This is a genomic window from Kordia aestuariivivens (assembly GCF_014397005.1).
Classification (GTDB): Bacteria; Bacteroidota; Bacteroidia; order Flavobacteriales; family Flavobacteriaceae; genus Kordia; species Kordia aestuariivivens.
In genome coordinates, this window is the sequence record NZ_JACGWS010000009.1 from 1 (window position 1) to 19,297 (window position 19,297).

The window sequence follows — 19,297 nt, forward strand, 5'->3', positions numbered from 1 at the left end:
AGATCCAAAATTAAAACGACTCTTAATCAAGGATTCATCAAAAGAACATTGGAGACTTTGGGTTCTTAAAAAATATATTCTACCCTATCTATATTGGAATAAAATGCTAAAAGGGAAAGAAGTCTAATACAAATGTCAATCTGTTTTCCTCAATACAATAGATAGTGATTTCTTGACCTAAAAGTAAGCGAATAATATTGACCACATAAAAGAGTATTTCAATGGTGCTAGCACCAAAAATAGTTGGTATTTTTGTTAAAAATATTTCTGAAATCCGCTTGGTGCGCATTGAATCTGCATGCAATAATACAGTTTTTGCTACTTATCCTTTTTTTGCTTCTATATGTATACTCATAATCTACATTTTAATTTGATTTTATAATTTTTATAATATCATCTTTTTGAAGCACTCCAGATTGTCGCCACACTTGTTTGCTATTTTTAAACAATAGCATAGTTGGAACACCACGTACTTGGTATTTTACAGCTAGCGGTTGATTTTTATCTACATCTATTTTTATGACCTTAACGGTGTCTCCTAATTCTTGTTTTACTTGTTTTAAAATTGGAGACAATATTTTACATGGACCACACCAATCGGCAAAAAAATCTACTAATACTGGTGTATCTGAATTAATGATTTTATTAAAACTACTCTTCATTACTTCTATTTTTTATTGCTTTTTCTAATCTTAAGCTCACATTGTTTATTATTATCATTACTAAATAACTTATTAAAATTTTAATAAAATACTATTAGCCCTTCTTAAATGGATTTATAGTATAATTAACTAATACAAACTTAAAGAGTTATTAACTTTATATATATGATATAGATCATTTTATAATGAAAGCTAACCCTTTATAATAAAAATACTAGATAACAAAAAATCATACGCCGTTAAAGGATTGTACTGCTAAATTTTTAATTAGTAAACTTCTACAATTTGTGTTCAACTTTTCGAACATATAGTTCTTTTAAGGTATTTATTGCTTCTTGTATAAATACATCAGTTAATACATCAATTTTTTTTAATTCTTCAACGGAAATCCTTTTAATATATGTTGTGTTTTACAACCTTCATTTAAAGGAACTATTGTGTTGCAACTCACTACTAATAAATAGCCGCAAGCTATTCTTCCCTTTTTGATAACTGTAAGATTGTTTGAAACGAAATCTTTAATAATACAAAGAATAGTTTTTTTAACATTGATCCATTAACTGATAGTTAAAACCTTATAACCAAAAACTAAGGGAAGTCCTTATATTTTAATTCAATAAGATATTCATCTTATTATTTCTAATCTTTTACTTGATTTTGTATCAAATATGAATAGAATTTTAATAATGCTTTACAGTTTATGAATGTTCATGATGATTCGTTAAGCTTCGTTTAAAACAATTTGTATTTATTGCATTATTTTTTAACCTACACAGGTTTTTTACTCTTCATGAGTAAAAATTAAAGATTTATGTATATTTTTGAAATCTTTAATTAAATAAGAGAATACACAAACGAATACGATTAGGTCGCTCTTTAGTTTTTTTAAATATATAAATATTTGATTTTAAGAATATTACATTTAAAAAATCTTTAAGGAACAGCGGATAGCCTGACCGCCGTACACGGAACAGCGTGGAAGTGTAAAGGTGGGAACGCCCTAATAAAAAAATGTATTTTCTTAATGATACATAGTTTATTTGGTATAACTATTCACAAGGAACTTAGGAACTGAAAACGAGTGGTTTTATACTTTCAAAATTTAGAAGTTTCCCCTATCTTTGCTTCTTCTAAAAAAGAATACACATCGTATGTTTAATAATTTAAGTGAAAAGCTAGATAAAGCGTTGCATGTACTGAAAGGTCATGGAAGTATAACGGAAGTAAATGTTGCCGAAACATTAAAAGAAGTGCGTAGAGCATTGCTTGATGCCGATGTAAACTTTAAAATCGCAAAAGATTTTACTGCTAGAGTAAAGGAAAAAGCTTTAGGACAAAACGTATTAACGACATTACAACCAGGACAATTGATGGTGAAACTCGTAAAAGACGAGTTAACCGAATTGATGGGTGGCGATGCAGCAGGAATTAACTTGTCGGGAAGTCCATCGATCATTTTGATGTCTGGTTTACAAGGTTCGGGTAAAACGACGTTTTCGGGGAAACTTGCCAATTATTTAAAAACTAAAAAAACAAAGAAACCTTTATTAGTTGCCTGTGATGTATACCGTCCGGCGGCGATTGATCAGTTACACATTGTAGGTGAGCAGATAAAAGTAGATGTATATTCAGATAAAGGAAATACAGATCCGGTTGCCATTGCACAAGCAGGTGTTGCCCATGCAAAAGAAAACGGACACAATGTAGTTATTATAGATACCGCAGGTCGTTTGGCAGTGGATGAAGTGATGATGACCGAAATTGCAAATATTCATAAAGCCATTGAACCACAAGAAACATTATTTGTGGTGGATTCCATGACAGGGCAAGATGCGGTAAATACAGCAAAAAGCTTTAACGATGTATTGAACTTTGATGGAGTTATCTTAACGAAATTAGATGGTGATACACGTGGTGGAGCAGCAATATCTATTAAATCAGTCGTAAACAAACCAATCAAATTTATTGGTACAGGTGAAAAGATGGAAGCCATTGATGTTTTCTATCCTACACGTATGGCAGATCGTATTTTGGGAATGGGAGATGTTGTCTCTTTAGTAGAAAGAGCCCAAGAGCAATTTGATGAAGAAGAAGCACGAAAGTTACAAAAGAAAATTGCGAAGAATCAGTTTGGTTTTGACGATTTCTTAAAGCAAATACAGCAAGTGAAGAAAATGGGGAACATGAAAGACTTAGTCGGCATGATTCCTGGCGCTTCCAAAGCAATGAAAGGTATGGAAATTGAAGATGATGCCTTTAAACATATTGAAGCGTTAATTCACTCTATGACTCCAGATGAACGTTCAAAGCCAACGCTTATCAATGCAAGTCGTAAAAAGCGTATTGCAAAAGGAGCAGGGCGTTCGGTACAAGAAATGAATCAATTACTAAAGCAGTTTGACCAAATGAGCAAAATGATGAAGATGATGCAAGGCGGCGGCGGAAGAAAGATGATGCAGATGATGAAAGGTATGGGCGGGTAATTTTTTAAATGCTAAATGCTAAATGTAAAATGCTAAATTTTAAATTTAAAAGTATTTTCACCTAATACCTAATACCTAATACCTAATACCTATTACCACACAACACAACACAACTATACATGATTTTATTAGACGGAAAAAAGGTATCCAATGAAATAAAAGACGAAATAGCCGCTGAGGTTACTAAAATGAAAGAACGTGGCGAAAAAGTTCCCCATTTGGCAGCAGTTTTAGTAGGAGATGATGGCGCAAGTTTAACGTATGTAGGCAGTAAAGTGCGCTCGTGTGAGCGTGTCGGATTTGAATCTACAATGGTGCGTATGTCTAATACAACTTCGGAACTTGAACTATTAAAAAGGATTCACGAATTGAATGACGATGATGATATTGACGGATTCATCATTCAGTTGCCTTTACCACCACAAATCAATACGCAAAAAGTATTAATGGCGGTGCATCCTGATAAAGATGTAGACGGATTCCATCCTGAGAACTTCGGGAAAATGGCCTTAGACATGTCTACCTTTATTCCTGCAACACCTTTCGGGATTCTAGAATTATTAGAACGTTACGACGTTGAAACCAAAGGAAAACATACCGTAGTAATTGGAAGAAGTCACATTGTGGGAAGACCGATGAGTATTTTAATGGGAAGAAGAGGTTTTCCAGGAAACTCAACCGTTACCTTAACACACAGTCATACCAAAAACATTACACAAATTACTTGTCAGGCAGACATTATCATTACCGCTTTGGGGCAACCAAATTTCTTAAAAGCAGAAATGGTAAAAGATGATGCCGTTGTCATAGATGTAGGAATTACACGTGTTCCAGACGAAACAAGAAAACGCGGATATCGTATTACTGGTGATGTAGATTTTGAAAACGTAAGCAAAAAGACAAGTCATATTACACCTGTTCCAGGCGGTGTTGGACCTATGACCATTGCGATGTTACTAAAAAACACCTTACTCGCTAGAGAACGTCACAGAATGAATTTAAAATAATACACGTTATACCATATACTGAAAAGCAACTTTGAAAGAAGTTGCTTTTTTGTTTCTGCGTCACCTTGAACTTGATTCAAGGTCTCACCACGCAGCACAAAGTTTCCCGACTTTGTACTTATCAAACTTGATTTATACTTTCAGGTAAGAACTAAATCAAAATTAAATTATCTTTATATAAAATTATAATATGAAAGCTTCTGAACCACCAATCATCGTCTCACAAGTATTTGAAGCTTCTGCTGAAACTGTATGGAATGCCATTACGGAAGTGGAACAAATGCAGCAATGGTTCTTTGATAACATTCCCGATTTCAAAGCTGAAGTAGGTTTTCAAACACAGTTTAATGTAAAAGCACCTTCGCGCGACTTTCTACATATCTGGAAAGTTACCGAAGTTGTTCCGCAACAAAAGATCGTGACCAATTGGAAATATGAAAATTGCAAAGGGAATTCGTTTGTAACTTTTGAATTAAAGCCACACAAAGATGGAACACAGTTCACGGTAACGACAAAAGTAACAGAAGACTTCTCTGACGACATTCCTGAATTTGAACGTGAAAGTTGTATTGGCGGTTGGACTTATTTTATAAAAGAACGGTTATATCCTTATCTGCTTAAAACAATATAAAAGGTTTTAATCTAATTCGGGAGTTTGCTTTTATGCAGAATAGAAATGTAAACACGTTAAGAATTTTTGAAGCCTTGGAAAAATCGAAGATTGGCTTCGCCGAATTTAAATTTGGCAAACAAATTTTTCATTTCATGAATTCCGATTTATGAAAATAATGTTGTATGAATAAAAGAACATAAAAAATAAAAGTTACGAATGCTTCTTAAAAGCAACACCTTTCATTCGTTTCTTAAACTCTACACTAGGTCTAAACTTCACACTTACATCCTTTATAGATTGTGCATTCACAGCCTCAGGCGTATCTTTTCCTTCACTACTAATATGGACACTAAACGTTCCAAAATCGCCTAAAGAAACAGTATTGCCATTGCACAAATACTCAGGTAACAAATGCACTAAACCTTGCAATACGGCAATTGTATCAATCTCACTTACGGTAGAAATAGCGGCGAGGCGTTCACTCAATTGTTTTAAGTCAATCTTATTTCGCGCTGTGGTTGATGCATAATATTTCTTGGTGCCACCACCAGCTACACCGGGCGTTCCACGTTCTGTGACTTTATATTTTATAGGCATATCTTGTTGTTTTAAAGTTTTACACTTGAGAAAACGATCCTCTTATCAAGTGTATTTGTATTTATTAACTTGATCTTTTAAAAATTTACTACTTATAAAGATAAACTTTAATACCTATTAAAAAAAAGTTTAATATGTATTAAAAATAATTTTTATATGTATTAAAAAAATTAAATACCTTGATCTTTTTATGAAAACATCAAGACAAAACATATAAAACTCCTTGATCATAGCATTCATTCGTAAAGATAAAATGTATTGTTTGGCGGTATGGAAATGTTGGTTGCTAAAGATGATTTTATAAAACTTGTTGGTAGTTACTGCTATTACTAGAAATCTTATTGTATTTGTATAGTATTATCTTATATTTATAAAGGACAACAGAAACAAGAACTTCGTGTACAGAGTAAAACAAGAGTTCTATACATATTTCTTACTAAACAAAACGTATGATTCCTAAAACTAAAATACTTTCTGGACTTATTTTTATTAGTGTCGGACAATTGATAGCCTTACTCATTTGGTTGGTTTTTAATCACAACTATTTTGTTATAGTATTGATAAGTTCAACAGTAGGTTTTATTGTAAGCTATAAAGAAAAGAAAACAACTAAAAAAAAGGTGACGTAAAGTAACATACAGAAAATACTATATAGTAACTAAAGGTAGAAAATGACATACGTGTCTTTTCTGCCTTTTTTGTTTTTGGGATGGTTTGTTAGTGATTTCTGCTATCATTACGGGAAACCTCATTGTGTAGTTGTAATGTTTGTCTTATATTTATAGGGAATTATAGGGATTCTGAATAGAAGTTCTATACATACGTTAGCTTTCATCAAAAAAACACAAATATGGATATTACATCAATGTTCAGAGGAAATCAAGAAATAATTGGTTCAAAGCGACAAATTCTTTCATCTCTTAAAGATTACTTTGATTTAGGATTAATATCTAAGTTAAATGGAGACTCGAAAAAGAAAACAGAAGACTTGGTTTTTGAGGAAGATGAATCCTTCTGGCATAATGCTTTAAATTCGAATCTTTACCCTGGACAAATAATTAGATTAAACAATTTTAAAATATTAGAGTGGATACCATCGTCTCCAGGAAGATACCATACGATTGAGGCAAAAATAGAAAGAGAATCAGCATTAAGAAGATACTTTGAAAATGAAAAGAGAAAAGGAGTTGACCAAAGGAAAGGAAGATTCATAGAATTAAGACCGAGTGGTAAAAAGAGTATGGTAAAAGGTGGTTTGGGTTCATTAAGAGTTGGTCCAAAACAAGTAATGGGAAATCTAAAATATATCATGTGTGCTTCTTCATCTGGTGTAAGTCATGAAGGTATTGTTGTTTTATTAGAAAAAGAATTTTATGAAAAATTAATCGAGGAAATCAAAGCTAAACGAAATCCAACAGTAAATCTTATTGGAAGAGTTATGCTAATACCAAAAGAATTATCACTTATCAATTTTGAGTATCATAGAGAAGTGCCAAAATATTATGTAGATGTAGAAGAGTGTAATTTATTGCCCAATAAAAGTCCTAATCAAGGTCTTGTTAGTGTTGCCATTACTTATGCTCGTGAAGAAGAATTAAGTGAATATGGAGCCTTTTCGTATTCTTTCTGTCAATTTGCTGCATTAGGAACTGATTTATTAGGAATAGCAGATTGGTTAACAAACTACGCAGTCAAATATTCAAAATCTGAATCGCCTATAATTATTGGTGATTATGACGAATATCATGACTATTTTGAAAAAGTTGAATTCCCCATAAGTGACATTGCGAACGGGAAAATATCAATAGATAATTTATATAAATTTAAAAAACTTTTTGATTTTCAAATAAATGAAAAAACTATGGGAGATAAAAACATATTTAACAATACACAAATAGGTGCAGTTGGCTCAAATGCTACTTCGTCCAATAATTCCTTTCAACAAATCAACTACAATGTTCCTGAAGATTTAGACTATGACAAACTTCATAGTCAATTAAAACAATTAAGAGAAAATTTGGCTACACGAGCAAAGTCACCAGAAGAATTTAAAGCAATTGGTGAAGTTGCAATAGCAGAATTGGCTTCTAAGGAAAAAGACGGAAACAAAGTTATTAAGTATTTGAAAGATGCTGGGAAATGGGTTTTCGATACAGCAAAAGATATTGGAGTTGATGTTGTAACAGAATTAATAAAGAAACAAATGGAATTGTAAAAAAAGAAGATGAGAAGCGATAGAGTGTAAACGCTTTAGCTGCGCATAGAATCTAAAGCGTTTACACGAACCATTATACTCCAATCAAAACAAAATCCTTCCAAAAAAATAATTCAATTCAAATCTAATAATCACCATTTTTGAATAAAACACAAAAAAACCAAACAACAATTTCCACAACTGCTGTTCGGTTTTCAACTCATAATAACTTACTAACTAAGTAACTTTTTCTACAACGTATACACAAATCGGAACGTTACAAACCTTGGTTGTATAAACGTTTCGGAAGTAAATACCGATAAATTGTTGGCACTGTTTCGTACCTGAGAACTAATATCTAAAATATTCGTCGCTTTGATTTCATATTCCCATTTGGCATCTCTATTCTTTCTGTACGAAAGTGTCGCATTCCAGTTTTGGAACGATTGCGATTCGCCATTTCCTAAATCTTGATTCGTATAGGTATAATCTGAACGTAAAGTCAAACGCTTCCAGATATACGCATCAAAACTTATCGATGGAGCCGTCGTGACAAACTTCGTCTTACGACTTCCTTGCGTATTATTGGTCACCTGATAGCGATAGCGTACGCTCACGTTTGGTGCTTCCCTGTAATTTGTACGGATGCCTGGCGTGTACGTTTGTGTATAACCTTCATTCAATGATTGTTGTCCTTGAATAAACTGATTGATCTTACTATAATTAAAACTAGCATTCAACGTTCCTCTGATCTTCCCGAAAGTTCGTTGCACACGTCCAAAGACATTTACATTTTCATCTGCAAAATTAGAGTTGAAAAAAGTACTCGTTCGGATCACATTCTCAAAATTCGTTAAGCCACGTACTTGATCAATATTACTTGAATACGATGCTCTAGCGAATACATTTGTATAATTAAACAAGTTGAAACTTGTATATACTAAACTCACATTGTGCGACAATGCATTTTGTAAATCGGGCGTTCCAAATTGATAACTATTAAAATTATTCATCACTAAACCTTCTGCCAATCGTGTTACATCTGTAAACTGATTACGCATGCTGTAGCGCAAGGTCAATGCTTCACTCTTTTTAAACTGAATTCGTGTTTCTAAATCTGGTAAAAAGCGAAAGAAGTTGTCCTTAAAGGTTTCTCCAAATTGTGTATTGTTATTCCCATAAGCATGCAGTGAAAAACCGGGCGTAAACGTGAACTTACCACTTTTTAATCGGTAATGAACTCCTAAATATACATCACTAAAGTTGTATTCGGTATCGTTTGTAGCACGTCCAGCATTAAATGTTGGCGTTGGATTTAATGTAAGTCCAGGTCCTAAAAACTGGAAAAGATTGGAATTGAATTCTTGACGACTCAAAATAGTTCCAAGCGTAATATTGATATTACTTTTCGAATTTAAAATATTGTAATAATCCAACTTCGCATCCAATTGATTGGACTTGATTTGTCTGTTCTGATTCAAACTATAATTATCTACGGAAGTGTCCAAACCTAAAGCTACTGCAGTAGTATCAAAAGCACCATTTTGTTCATTGCCTAAAGTGGCATTGTAAAACGGATCTTCGTTTTTCAACAAATGCTGTGCTTCAAATGCCAGAATATTTGTTTCATTAATCGTATAATAATAATTTATATTTTGATTGATGCTATACGGAGTCACCTCATCTAATTGATCAGTATTTCCGATCACCGATGAAAAAACATTTTGTACTTGTGAATCGTTTGATACGCGACCCAACACATCATAATCTAGTTGATTGTTAGCATTAGGTTGATAGGAAGCGCTCAGTTTTACTAATACTTGATCAGAGCGTTCTCTACTTTTTTGTTCCGTTGCTTCATCAGGAATTCCTAATTCTGGATCTGTATATTGTACAAAACTTGTTTCTTTGGAAAGTATTCGGCTGCTGTTGTAGATAACAAATCCACTAAAATCCAACGCCTGATTTGGAGAGTAACTAAAATTCCCTGTGGCAAGTTTATTTTCTATTTCTAATGCATTCTCTTGATTCGTCAAGAAGTTGAGTCCATTATCTCCCAAATTAATATTCGTTCCGCTACTTCTGCTTGGCGCTCTAAAACCGCCGCCGAAGTTTCTAATATCTCGACGTGATAAGGCAAGCTCACCGATGTTGTTTACATCTCCAATAAAATTGATCGTATATTTTGGACTGTAATAGAATAGTTTTGGTTGAAATAAATACAATTCATTATCTGGTGAAGCTCCTGATCCGGCAGTGATATTCCCAAACCAAAAGTTTTCTTTTCCTTCTTTCAGTTTGATATTAATAGCGACATTATCTTGATTGTTTGTCACACTTCTCAGTTGACCAACTTCAGAATAGTTACGCAATACTTGAATTTTATCAACTGCTTTCGACGGAATGTTCTTCGTTGCTAATTTGGTGTCTCCATCAAAAAAGTCTTTTCCATTCACCATTAACTTATTGACAACTTTTCCTTCTACTTCTATCTGTCCATCTTCATTGATTTCTACTCCGGGTAGTTTTTCAAGAACATCTTCTAACTTTCGTTCCGTACCATTTTTAAAAGAGTCCGCATTGTAGATTAAAGTATCGCCTTTTACGGTGACGGGCATTTCGTAGGTAAGCTTTACGGCATCTAATTTATTTCCTTCTCTAAGGATAAAATCTTTTATGATATCAACTTCTTTCGTGGAAAGTGTTTCTTCCAAGTTTTTTAAACCGATATAACTTACTTGAATTTTATAGGTAGCATTCTTTCCCAATGCTAGTTTGTATTTACCATTCGCATCTGTAATGCTATACGATTCTAAAGCACTTGTTTCTTTATTGATGGCAATTACATTTGCCAATTCTAAAGGTTTGTTCAAGCTGTCTTTTACGACGCCTTCCATTTTAATTTGTGCAAAAGTTAAGTTCGCTGCAAAGAATAGGAGAATGCAAAGTATTTTTTTCATTAGTGTTTATTACTGGTTAGTTTTAAATATCTAATTTAGACTATATATTAAAGCAAAGGTTTAATATTAAATTAAAAGTCTAACCTCTTCTTCTCCCGCGATTGTTTCTCATTTCAAGCATTTTTTTCTGAACAGTTGCTTGATATTCACTTTTAGTTGTTTCCTTTCCTTTATCTGGTGCTTCAATTTTAATTTCATCACCTGAGTTTAGTACTATTTTAGAACATAGCATTGTTGTATTGTCTGCACTAACTTCTAAAATTAAACCCGGCAATCCCCAATATTCAGCCGGACCATGACTTACTGGTATTTGTGGTGTATACCAAGCTTCAACTTCTGTCATTTTTACTTCAGGTTCCTTAGCTTCAACTGGTGTGCCATCCGCTTTCTTTGCGTCAGTTGTAGGTCTTCTTAAGTCACCCCACGAAAAATTATACCAAGCCAATTCGCTTGTTGGAATGGAAGCTGTTGCTTTAAAGCAAGTATATTGTCCTATTTGCTTTGTTTCTTTCCCCATTTTCCATTCAATGGTTTGTAATTTATCTTTCACTAGAAATTTCTTTCCATAGAACTCTTGACTTTGCACTAAGGCATTTTGCTTCACATTTTTATATTGTTCACCTCTAGCGAAGTTGCTTCCCCAAGAATCTGTTGCGCCAGAAATTGCATCGAGTTTGTCTTCTTCTTTAAAAACAGATGCTTCTTTGTCAAAACTTAAAACGTATGTTTTTTCCAATCGATTTTTTAAACGTGCTGCCACGTCCTTTTTCTGAGCTTCACTCAATCTTGCTCCCCAACTTCCTAACTCCATTTTTGATTTAGAAAAATAGTAGGCTTGTCCTTGAAATTCTTGGACATTTGGCTTGAATGATAGTAATACTAAAAAAGAGAGTGCGAAGAATTTAAGTAGTAATGACTTCATGACTTGTATTTAAAGTTAGAATTGTTCAACGAATATAGTTAAACATTAAACACTTTAGCCTTATTTCTTAAAAAATTAACATTAATTTATGTTGATGACGCTAAAAATGGATGTTTCTTCTAATAACCTAATAACCTAATAACCTAATAACCTAATAACCTAATAACCTAATAACCTATTCCTCACGCTTCACACACGCAATCTTCCAAAACGGAAAAACAACGGTTTCGGTTTTGTCAACCCATTCGCCAACCCATTTGTAACCTTTGTCAGTAATGTCGTAAAACGTTAAACGTGAAAATCCATCGGTACCATTTGGCGCTTTTTGTGGTTTGTATAATACAATTCGTCCATCATCAGTTTTGTTGCCTTCCCAAGCAGCTAAGGTTGCTGTTGGAGAAGCAGATGCGTAGTAATGTACATACCATTTTAAACTGTCTTTACTGAATTGACGAATGCTTCCCGAATGCTTTCCATCTGCCTTTAAAGTTTCATCTTGGATTGCCATGCCGTTCATAATGTACTTAAACTTCCAAGTCATTTTTACAGCTTTCGCCCAAGTTCTATCTGGGTTTCTTCGTTCCGAATCGCAATCGCACATACCAATTAGCGGTTTAAAATCATCCAACTGTTTTGGTGCTTTCGGATTCTTTGTTCCGTACGGATCAATTTCTGTAGGTTCATATTCGCTTTGCGCTGTCGCTACGGCTGCAACCAATAAAAATAAGACTAGGAGTGAGGATGGTGTTTTCATAATTCAGTTTTTAAATGCTTAGGAAGATAAGAAAATAAAAATTGATAGAAAATGTTCTTTTTTATTTAACAGTTTTCAGTTGTCGGTTTTCAGTTTCGTCAGTTCGAGTGGCGAATCGGAGATTCGTTGTATCGAGAACAGTTTTGTATATCGAATGATTCTCGATACTTCGTCTTCAACTCAACTCTAGTGACGGCTTATAAATCTAACAAGTCTAACAAATCTAAGATGTCCAACAATCTAAGGAGTCTAAGTTATTTCCGATGAATACTACTCAAAACTTCCATCACTTCTACTTTTTTACGAACAGAAACAGGAACTGTACTTTTATCTTTCAATAATATATAACCGCCATCAGTTTTAATGAACGCTTTTATGAATTGCAGATTGACCAAATGACTTTGATGTACACGTAAGAATTGGTAATTGCGCAACATGTCTGAGAAGTATTTGAGCGTTTTCGTCACGAAAATCTTCTGTCCGTCTAGTAAATAGAAAATGGTGTTATTACTGTCCGATTCACACCGAATGATTTCATCCAAACTCACAATAATGATTTTATCTAACGTGTGAAGCGAAATTTTATTTGGCTTTTCATTTGGAGCCGCCAAGGTATCTTTTAGAATGTCCAACCGTTCTTTGTTCGGATGAATTTGACTTTTAGCTTTGTTGATCGCCAACGAAAGTTCTTCTTCTGCGTACGGTTTCAATACATAATCAATGGCAGCAAATTTAAACGCACGAATCGCGAATTCGTCACTTGCCGTTACAAAGATAATTTTGGATGTTAAGTTTGGAAAAATTTCCAATACATCAAAACCAGAACCATCGCCCAACATAATATCTAAAAATAAAATATCGGGTTGTTGCTTGCGCAAGAGTTTTGCCGTTTCTACAACACTGGAAGCCGTTCCAATAATATTCAATTCAGGATGTAAACGTTCAATATCGCCTTTAAGCATTTGTAAAGCAGCAGGAATATCGTCAACAATAACAGTGGTAAGCATAGTTTTTTTAGTTGTGAGTTATGAGTATTGAGTTATGAGTTGTGCACTTCGACTTCGCTCAGTGTGAAAGTTTTTAGTGTAACTACTTTATCTTTTACATTTAAAATTTGGCGTTTAATATTTAACCTTTTTTCTTCATTTCATTCCAAAAAATCACTTGAAGAGACGTATTGTGAATCAGAACTTAAAGCGTCACTTCGAGTGAAATTCGTTAGAATTTTGTATCGAGAAGTACTTTGAATCGTAATTGATCTAAAATTCTAACAATCTAACAATCTAACAGCGAAGCAGTCTAATATCTAACAGCGTCAGCGGTCTAAACTTTCACATTCAGCATTTAACATTTAATAATCCGTTTCCAACGGAATTTTAAATGAAATTTTCGTTCCTGCTAAGGTATGATCTTTTTCGGAAACTTCTTCAATCTTTAAGGTGTTGCGACCTGCCAAGGATTCAATACGTTCTTTGGTCACTTCCAACGCCATCGATTGATGATCGGTGTTGGTTTTGTTTTGCTGTGATTGATAAATTCCGATGCCGTTATCTGTTATACTTGCATACAAAAAGTCATTGTCTGTTGAGAAATGAACTTTCAATTCGCCCGGTCGTTGCAACGGCATGATTCCGTGTCGAATTGCGTTTTCTACAAACGGCTGAATCAACATGGGCGGAATTAACACTTCTTCCGGATCTAACTCAGAGTTCAACTCAATTTCATACGCGAAGTCTTTGCTTGCCATTAATTTTTCTACTTCTACATAGTTTTTCAAGGTTTTTATTTCTTGCGCAAGCGTAATGGTATCTTTTCTGGAATTCGTCAAGGTTTCACGCAATAATACGGCAAACGTATTGATGGTTTTGTCCATCTTCGCAATATCGTTTCGGCTCATGCCTTTAATTCCATTCAACACATTGAAAATAAAATGCGGATTCATCTGCAAGCGCAGTGCTTTGTGTTCAAGCGATAACAAATGGTTTTCGAGTTGTAAACGTTCACGAATGGCACGGTTTTTCGCTTTTACACGTTTAATGTATAAGAGTACCATCGCGATCGCAATTAAACCCAAAATTCCCCACAACAAATTGCGAAACCATGTTTTTTTGTACAAAGGTTGAATGACATGAAATTTGAAACCAATCGCATCACTTTCGAGCCAATCTTTATTGCGTGATCTCGCTAAAAATGTATGATCGCCATAATCTAAACCACCAAATGTAATTTTGTTTTCCTTCGTCCACGGACTCCAATTGTCTTTGTCAAATTTGTACTGATATACAATCGCTTCCGGATTGTCCAAATCGACCGAACGAAACCGAAACGCTAAGTGATTTTTATCTTCTGAAAGTTGTAATTGTTTGTCTGAATTTGTCCAATCGTGCAAGTCTATCGAATCTAAACTTTGATAGGCAACTTCGATATTTTCAAAATGTATTTGCGGTTTTGATGATTCTTGTTCTGAAGTTGAAGGCGCATATTTGGTAAGTCCATAAATGGTTCCAAACCAAAGATTTCCTTCGGTGTTTTTTGTGATTGCGTTATGACAGGTTTCTATTCCTAAAAAACCATCATTTTCACCATAATGAATTACATTGACGATTTCATTTTTCTTATTTAATGAAATTTGATCTACGCCACGTTCGCTTCCTGCCCAAAGCATGCCGTTATCGTCAAAAATAAGTTGGTAAATATTCTTTGAATACAATTCTTTTTCACCGCGTAATTCCTCAAATTTTAATTCTTTAGATAAGGTTGAATACCAAATTCCTTTCCCAAAAGTACCAATGTACATATCGTAATTATGAAAAAGAATCGTTCCGATCGTGACTTCTTCTCCAGTAACATCTTTGGGTTCAATATGTGTGACTTTGTTGTTTTTGATATAACCTAAATGTCCTTTACTTGTGGAATACCAAACACGACCAGTTTCATCGCGCGCCAAATCGCGAATTGCTAAATCTTTAATGCCTTGTTCAGCGCCAAAAGCTTTAAGATTGTAGATTTTTTTGCTTTTGTAATCGTATTGAAAACTCACAATTCCGTCTGAATAGGTTGCGACCCAAATTCGCGAACCGTATATTTTTATGTTCCGAATCCAATTGGATGGCAAACCATCTTCTGTAGTAATTGTGGCCGTATAAATGTCTTCTAATTGCAGTTTTTCATAGCTGATTTCATCCACTAATATGCTATCGTACACAATAGTATCGCGTATTTTTTTTTGATAAATGTAAATTCCTTTGTTTTCAGTTCCTGCCCAAATTCTATTTCCGGTATCGTTTGTTAAGGTTTTTACTTTTACGTTCAGATATTCACTCGTTGTTGTTTCTTGATGAATTCCGGTAGAATCAATCGTCATTAAACCAGATTCTGATGTAGAAAGCCATAAAGTATTTTCCAGATGATGAACGGCGTAAATTCGATTCGCGGTTAAACCATTATTTTTAGTGTAATGCCTAAAGTTGTTCTTTTCAAACTTAAACAATCCGCCACCTGAAGAACCAATCCACACATTGTTTTGACGATCTTTGTACGCTATGCGAATGTTGTACACCGATAAACCATTTCGTTTTGTAATGGACTTTTCTACTAAATTATCCTCTAAATTGACACGTTTTATGCCTGCGTTTGTAGTGTTGATCCATAATTCAGACGCATTGATCAAGTTGATACTATTGATTTGTTTTACTTCTGAAACGATTTGAAAACTTTCTTTTCCTTTCTCAAACAAAAAAATACCATCTGTAAAACTCGCAGCGATTATTTTTTCTTTGTATTGTACCAACGATTTAAAATCGCCATTGAGCATTTTTATAAACTTTCCAGTGTTTGACAAACGATCTGTTTTCCACAAACCATTTCTGGAAGCAATCCAAAACGAAGTACCATCAAATAAAATAGCATTAATTTGTGTCGAATTGATACTTGCATTACAATCCACACGTTTTGGCTCATCAACAGTATTGTAAGCGTAAATTCCTTTTCGAGTTGCTAAAAAGACTTTATCATTCACCATTTCCATATCATACACACGTGGAGTCGTATAGTTTTTGAATGTATTTTTAATGCGAACCGAAAGTCCTTGACGCGTTCCTATGAATAAGCTATTTTTTTGAAAAAGCAGGGATTGAATGTAATTAGAGCCTAAACCGTTTTTTTCAGTATAAACTTTAAAAGAAATTCCGTCAAAACGGGCAATTCCGCCACCTTGTGTTCCAACCCATAAATACCCAGCAGCATCTTGTGTGACAGCATTTACTTGCGATTGTGGCAAACCATCTTTCAAGGTATATGCGCGTAACTGATTGTTTTGTGCGTTTGAAAACCAAGTTCCAAATACCACAAAAAAGAGTAGGAGATATTTTTGTAAAAACAGTTTCATATTAATTAGACGTTTCTCTTTTTTTGAATTCTTTTGAAAATTCTGGAACTAATTTCGTGCCATTCCATTCGTATATGCGTGTTATTTTTTTCGTTTCAAACCAGCGTTTTTCTTCATCTACTTGTTCCTCTTCTTCTTTTGTAAATAGAATAATTGGCTGTCCGTTTTCTTCATCTATTTTGTATGTAAATGTTTCTGATAAACCATAGATTCCACCATCTCCAATTTCAGATAAATCGGCTACTTTGACTAATTCATAATTCTCCTTCAAAAATAATACCGTGTTTCCACCTTCTTCTCCACAAGAATCGCCAAAATAGTTAATGATCACAATTTGTAGTATGTTTTTTAAATCGTGATGAGCTTCAAAACTGATCCCGATACTTTCATTCATGAGTTTTTGCGTGGTTTCTGTATAGGCTTTTGTAGTTGTATTGTATACAATTCGGATGTGTACTTGATCGTTTTCTTCATCTGGTATTTTACGAAAGTAAAAGTGTTGATTTCCACTTTTTTTGTGTCCATTCGCGATAAATTTTCCAGCAATGAATCCTTTTTCACCTTGAAAATCTACTTCATACCAAGCAGTTTTAGAAGTTGCATCTTCTAGAAAAAAATAAGTCTTTTTAATAATTTTCACCTCATCACCAATGCGAAGTAATGTTACAACTTCGGAAGTCGTATTTGGTTCGGCTCTTAGTTTTACATTATCGCCAAATAATGAATACGTCTTATCAATGTCATACTTATGGTATAAATAGGTAGTATCGTTTTGAGCTTGACTCAGCATACAAAACATAAAAGATAAAAGAAGTAAAACAGTGTTGGGTTTGAAAATATACATAAAGCAAATATAAGTTAATTAGGTTGAAATTTTTTGGTTTGTAAAATTGAGCACAGTCGAGAATATCTATTCGCTAGATAAGCATCTCGACTGCGCTCGATGTGACATTTTTTTTGAAAAGGTTACATTAATCAAAGTTGTGTATAATACCGTTGATTGTCAAATTCTGTACGCACATACGATAATGGATTGTTACGTTGCATCATTGGTTTCAATACGCAAACCGCCGTAGTTTTTCCTTTGATGATTACTTTTTGCCCAACTTTTACAGCGTTCCATCTAAACTTTTCTATGGAAATTCCCATGTCTGTGATGCGATTTTTGTATTCTTGGTTATCGTCAATCCAATCCATAATTTCATTTGCATCTGCTAAAGAAGGTACATCTTCATCATCTGAGAATTCAATTTCCCAACGCACAGGAATATTAAATTTATACGCAAATGCTTTTCCTGGTTCTTCTTCTTCTTTTGTTCTAATCGCGTCTAACCAATGAATATCTTCTAAAGGATATTTACGGATAAACTGCTTTGATAAATCTACATTTCCGGGCGATTGTGCTGTTGGATAATATCCGTAGAATGCTTTTGCTAAGAAATGTTTTTGAAACTGTCCGTTAAAAACCGTTGCGTGTTGTGTTGCGAATACTTTTGGCTGGTAATTTGCCGTAAACGTTTGCTTTAAGATATTTAATAAATCTGTATCTTTTCCTAATTCAGAAGTGTGAAATACCAATTTGCTATCTTTTGCTAACACATTTTCAAGCTTCGGAAGTTTGCCTTCTTTCAAACAGTTGAGTAAGCTTTTTTGTGAAAGTAACTCGCCGTGAATTGTCGTTTCTAGCGAAAGTCCTTTTTTAGAATTTCCTTTATTTACAATGTGAATCTCGCTATAATCTTGTTTGTGATGGTTTTTATTTAACCAAGCAATGATTTCTTGAAGCGAAAATGCATCGTCTACAATTGTATAACTCAATCCTTGAAAATGTGCTGTTGCATCTTTATAATACGTGCTAGAACCTTTGTCATATCCAGCGATGAATACAACGGATTGTTTAGAAGCAAGTACTTCGCTTGTGGTTGCTTCAGCGAGTTCATCTGAACTTTCTTTTGGGGAACATGCAAATACGAATGTTAATACAAGTCCCATGAATGCTGCCATTTTTAGTGCTTTTGTTTTCATAGTGTTGTTGTTTTTAAAGTTATTTTTTTGAGTTATGAGTTATGAGTTATGAGTTGTCAGTTATGAGTTTTTTAATCATTTAATCTTTCAATCTTTTAATTAATATGAAAATCAGCTTGGATAAGATCAATCCACTTTTTGATTGAAATCACGATTGTTATTGCTTTTGAAAACCCACTCTTCAATAGTTTGCAATCGTAGCTTTTGACAGCCATCAAAAGTATCCAAGCTGAGATTCCCCAACTAACCAACTAACCTAAATTTGTTTTATCTTTTTAATGTGATAGAAGCTTCTCGTCGCATTGGCAAAGTAATATGTCGTAAGCGCATTCGTTTTGCCAAGGTTGGACTTTGAATCCATATGCCATCTTGAAATAGCGCGACTGTATTTACTTTCCCTTCGCCATCAAACTGCATTTTGATTTGCGAATAGCTATTCAAATAATTTTGAATCATTTTTGTTGCTGTTATATCGTACCACATTTGATGTTGCTGTTTAAAGTTTGTATCTTTTTAATTGTGATTAAGATGACTTTGTTTCTTAATTACATTTCAAATGTAGTGGCAACTTCAGGCTTTTTCGGAGTCGTTTTAGAATTCGTTAGCGTTAAACTAGAATTCGTTTAAAATCTTCAGAAACCTTTTTGTTTTTTATCATTTACGATTGGAATTGTCTGTGTTCAGAAAGATTCA

At 33.9% G+C, this 19,297-nt stretch carries 14 protein-coding genes and 1 pseudogene; 5 read left to right on the top strand and 10 right to left on the bottom strand.

All coding sequences use genetic code 11. The features are described 5' to 3' along the window. Positions 1-127, top strand: a pseudogene (locus H2O64_RS24050) (NAD(P)/FAD-dependent oxidoreductase); the annotation flags it as partial. A 238-nt stretch (positions 128-365) separates the two neighbouring features. On the opposite strand, the gene trxA reads toward H2O64_RS24050, so the two are convergent. Then, positions 366-662, bottom strand: coding sequence for a thioredoxin (trxA, locus tag H2O64_RS14555; protein WP_187562938.1), 297 nt, complete (start codon positions 660-662; stop codon positions 366-368). A gap of 1,151 nt (positions 663-1,813) precedes the next feature. Here trxA and ffh point away from each other — a divergent pair. The 3 genes from ffh (at position 1,814) to H2O64_RS14570 (ending at position 4,783) form a co-directional block, all read left to right on the top strand. Next, positions 1,814-3,145, top strand: coding sequence for a signal recognition particle protein (ffh, locus tag H2O64_RS14560; RefSeq protein ID WP_187562939.1), 1,332 nt, complete (start codon positions 1,814-1,816; stop codon positions 3,143-3,145). A gap of 119 nt (positions 3,146-3,264) precedes the next feature. After that, positions 3,265-4,152: a bifunctional 5,10-methylenetetrahydrofolate dehydrogenase/5,10-methenyltetrahydrofolate cyclohydrolase gene (locus H2O64_RS14565; RefSeq protein ID WP_187562940.1), complete on the top strand. Its 888-nt coding sequence runs from the start codon at positions 3,265-3,267 to the stop codon at positions 4,150-4,152. A gap of 190 nt (positions 4,153-4,342) precedes the next feature. After that, positions 4,343-4,783, top strand: coding sequence for an SRPBCC family protein (locus H2O64_RS14570; RefSeq protein ID WP_187562941.1), 441 nt, complete (start codon positions 4,343-4,345; stop codon positions 4,781-4,783). Between the two features lie 192 nt (positions 4,784-4,975). On the opposite strand, the gene H2O64_RS14575 is transcribed toward H2O64_RS14570, so the two are convergent. Further along, positions 4,976-5,362 carry an HU family DNA-binding protein gene (locus tag H2O64_RS14575; RefSeq protein WP_187562942.1) on the bottom strand — a complete coding sequence of 129 codons (387 nt, stop codon included), beginning with the start codon at positions 5,360-5,362 and terminating at the stop codon, positions 4,976-4,978. An 850-nt stretch (positions 5,363-6,212) separates the two neighbouring features. On the opposite strand from H2O64_RS14575, the gene H2O64_RS14580 reads away from it, so the two are divergent. Continuing rightward, the gene (locus H2O64_RS14580; protein ID WP_187562943.1) at positions 6,213-7,577 is read left to right on the top strand and encodes a hypothetical protein; all 1,365 of its coding nucleotides are present in this window, start codon (positions 6,213-6,215) and stop codon (positions 7,575-7,577) included. A gap of 230 nt (positions 7,578-7,807) precedes the next feature. On the opposite strand, the gene H2O64_RS14585 is transcribed toward H2O64_RS14580, so the two are convergent. The 8 genes from H2O64_RS14585 to H2O64_RS14620 all read right to left on the bottom strand — a co-directional run bounded on the left by H2O64_RS14585 (position 7,808) and on the right by H2O64_RS14620 (position 19,087). Continuing rightward, on the bottom strand, positions 7,808-10,516 hold the full coding sequence (locus H2O64_RS14585) for a carboxypeptidase-like regulatory domain-containing protein (RefSeq protein ID WP_187562944.1): 2,709 nt from the start codon (positions 10,514-10,516) through the stop codon (positions 7,808-7,810). A gap of 79 nt (positions 10,517-10,595) precedes the next feature. Continuing rightward, positions 10,596-11,438 carry a GLPGLI family protein gene (locus H2O64_RS14590; protein ID WP_187562945.1) on the bottom strand — a complete coding sequence of 281 codons (843 nt, stop codon included), beginning with the start codon at positions 11,436-11,438 and terminating at the stop codon, positions 10,596-10,598. 175 nt (positions 11,439-11,613) lie between these two features. After that, the gene (locus tag H2O64_RS14595; RefSeq protein WP_187562946.1) at positions 11,614-12,192 is read right to left on the bottom strand and encodes a hypothetical protein; all 579 of its coding nucleotides are present in this window, start codon (positions 12,190-12,192) and stop codon (positions 11,614-11,616) included. A 254-nt stretch (positions 12,193-12,446) separates the two neighbouring features. Continuing rightward, the gene (locus tag H2O64_RS14600; RefSeq protein WP_187562947.1) at positions 12,447-13,199 is read right to left on the bottom strand and encodes a LytR/AlgR family response regulator transcription factor; all 753 of its coding nucleotides are present in this window, start codon (positions 13,197-13,199) and stop codon (positions 12,447-12,449) included. 344 nt (positions 13,200-13,543) lie between these two features. After that, positions 13,544-16,579: a ligand-binding sensor domain-containing protein gene (locus H2O64_RS14605; protein ID WP_187562948.1), complete on the bottom strand. Its 3,036-nt coding sequence runs from the start codon at positions 16,577-16,579 to the stop codon at positions 13,544-13,546. 1 nt (position 16,580) lies between these two features. Next, on the bottom strand, positions 16,581-17,369 hold the full coding sequence (locus tag H2O64_RS14610; protein WP_187562949.1) for an SH3 domain-containing protein: 789 nt from the start codon (positions 17,367-17,369) through the stop codon (positions 16,581-16,583). A gap of 185 nt (positions 17,370-17,554) precedes the next feature. Continuing rightward, positions 17,555-18,604, bottom strand: coding sequence for a hypothetical protein (locus H2O64_RS14615; protein WP_187562950.1), 1,050 nt, complete (start codon positions 18,602-18,604; stop codon positions 17,555-17,557). A 267-nt stretch (positions 18,605-18,871) separates the two neighbouring features. Then, entirely contained in the window at positions 18,872-19,087 is a 216-nt protein-coding gene (locus tag H2O64_RS14620) for a hypothetical protein (protein WP_187562951.1), read from the bottom strand. Positions 19,088-19,297 lie beyond the last annotated feature (210 nt).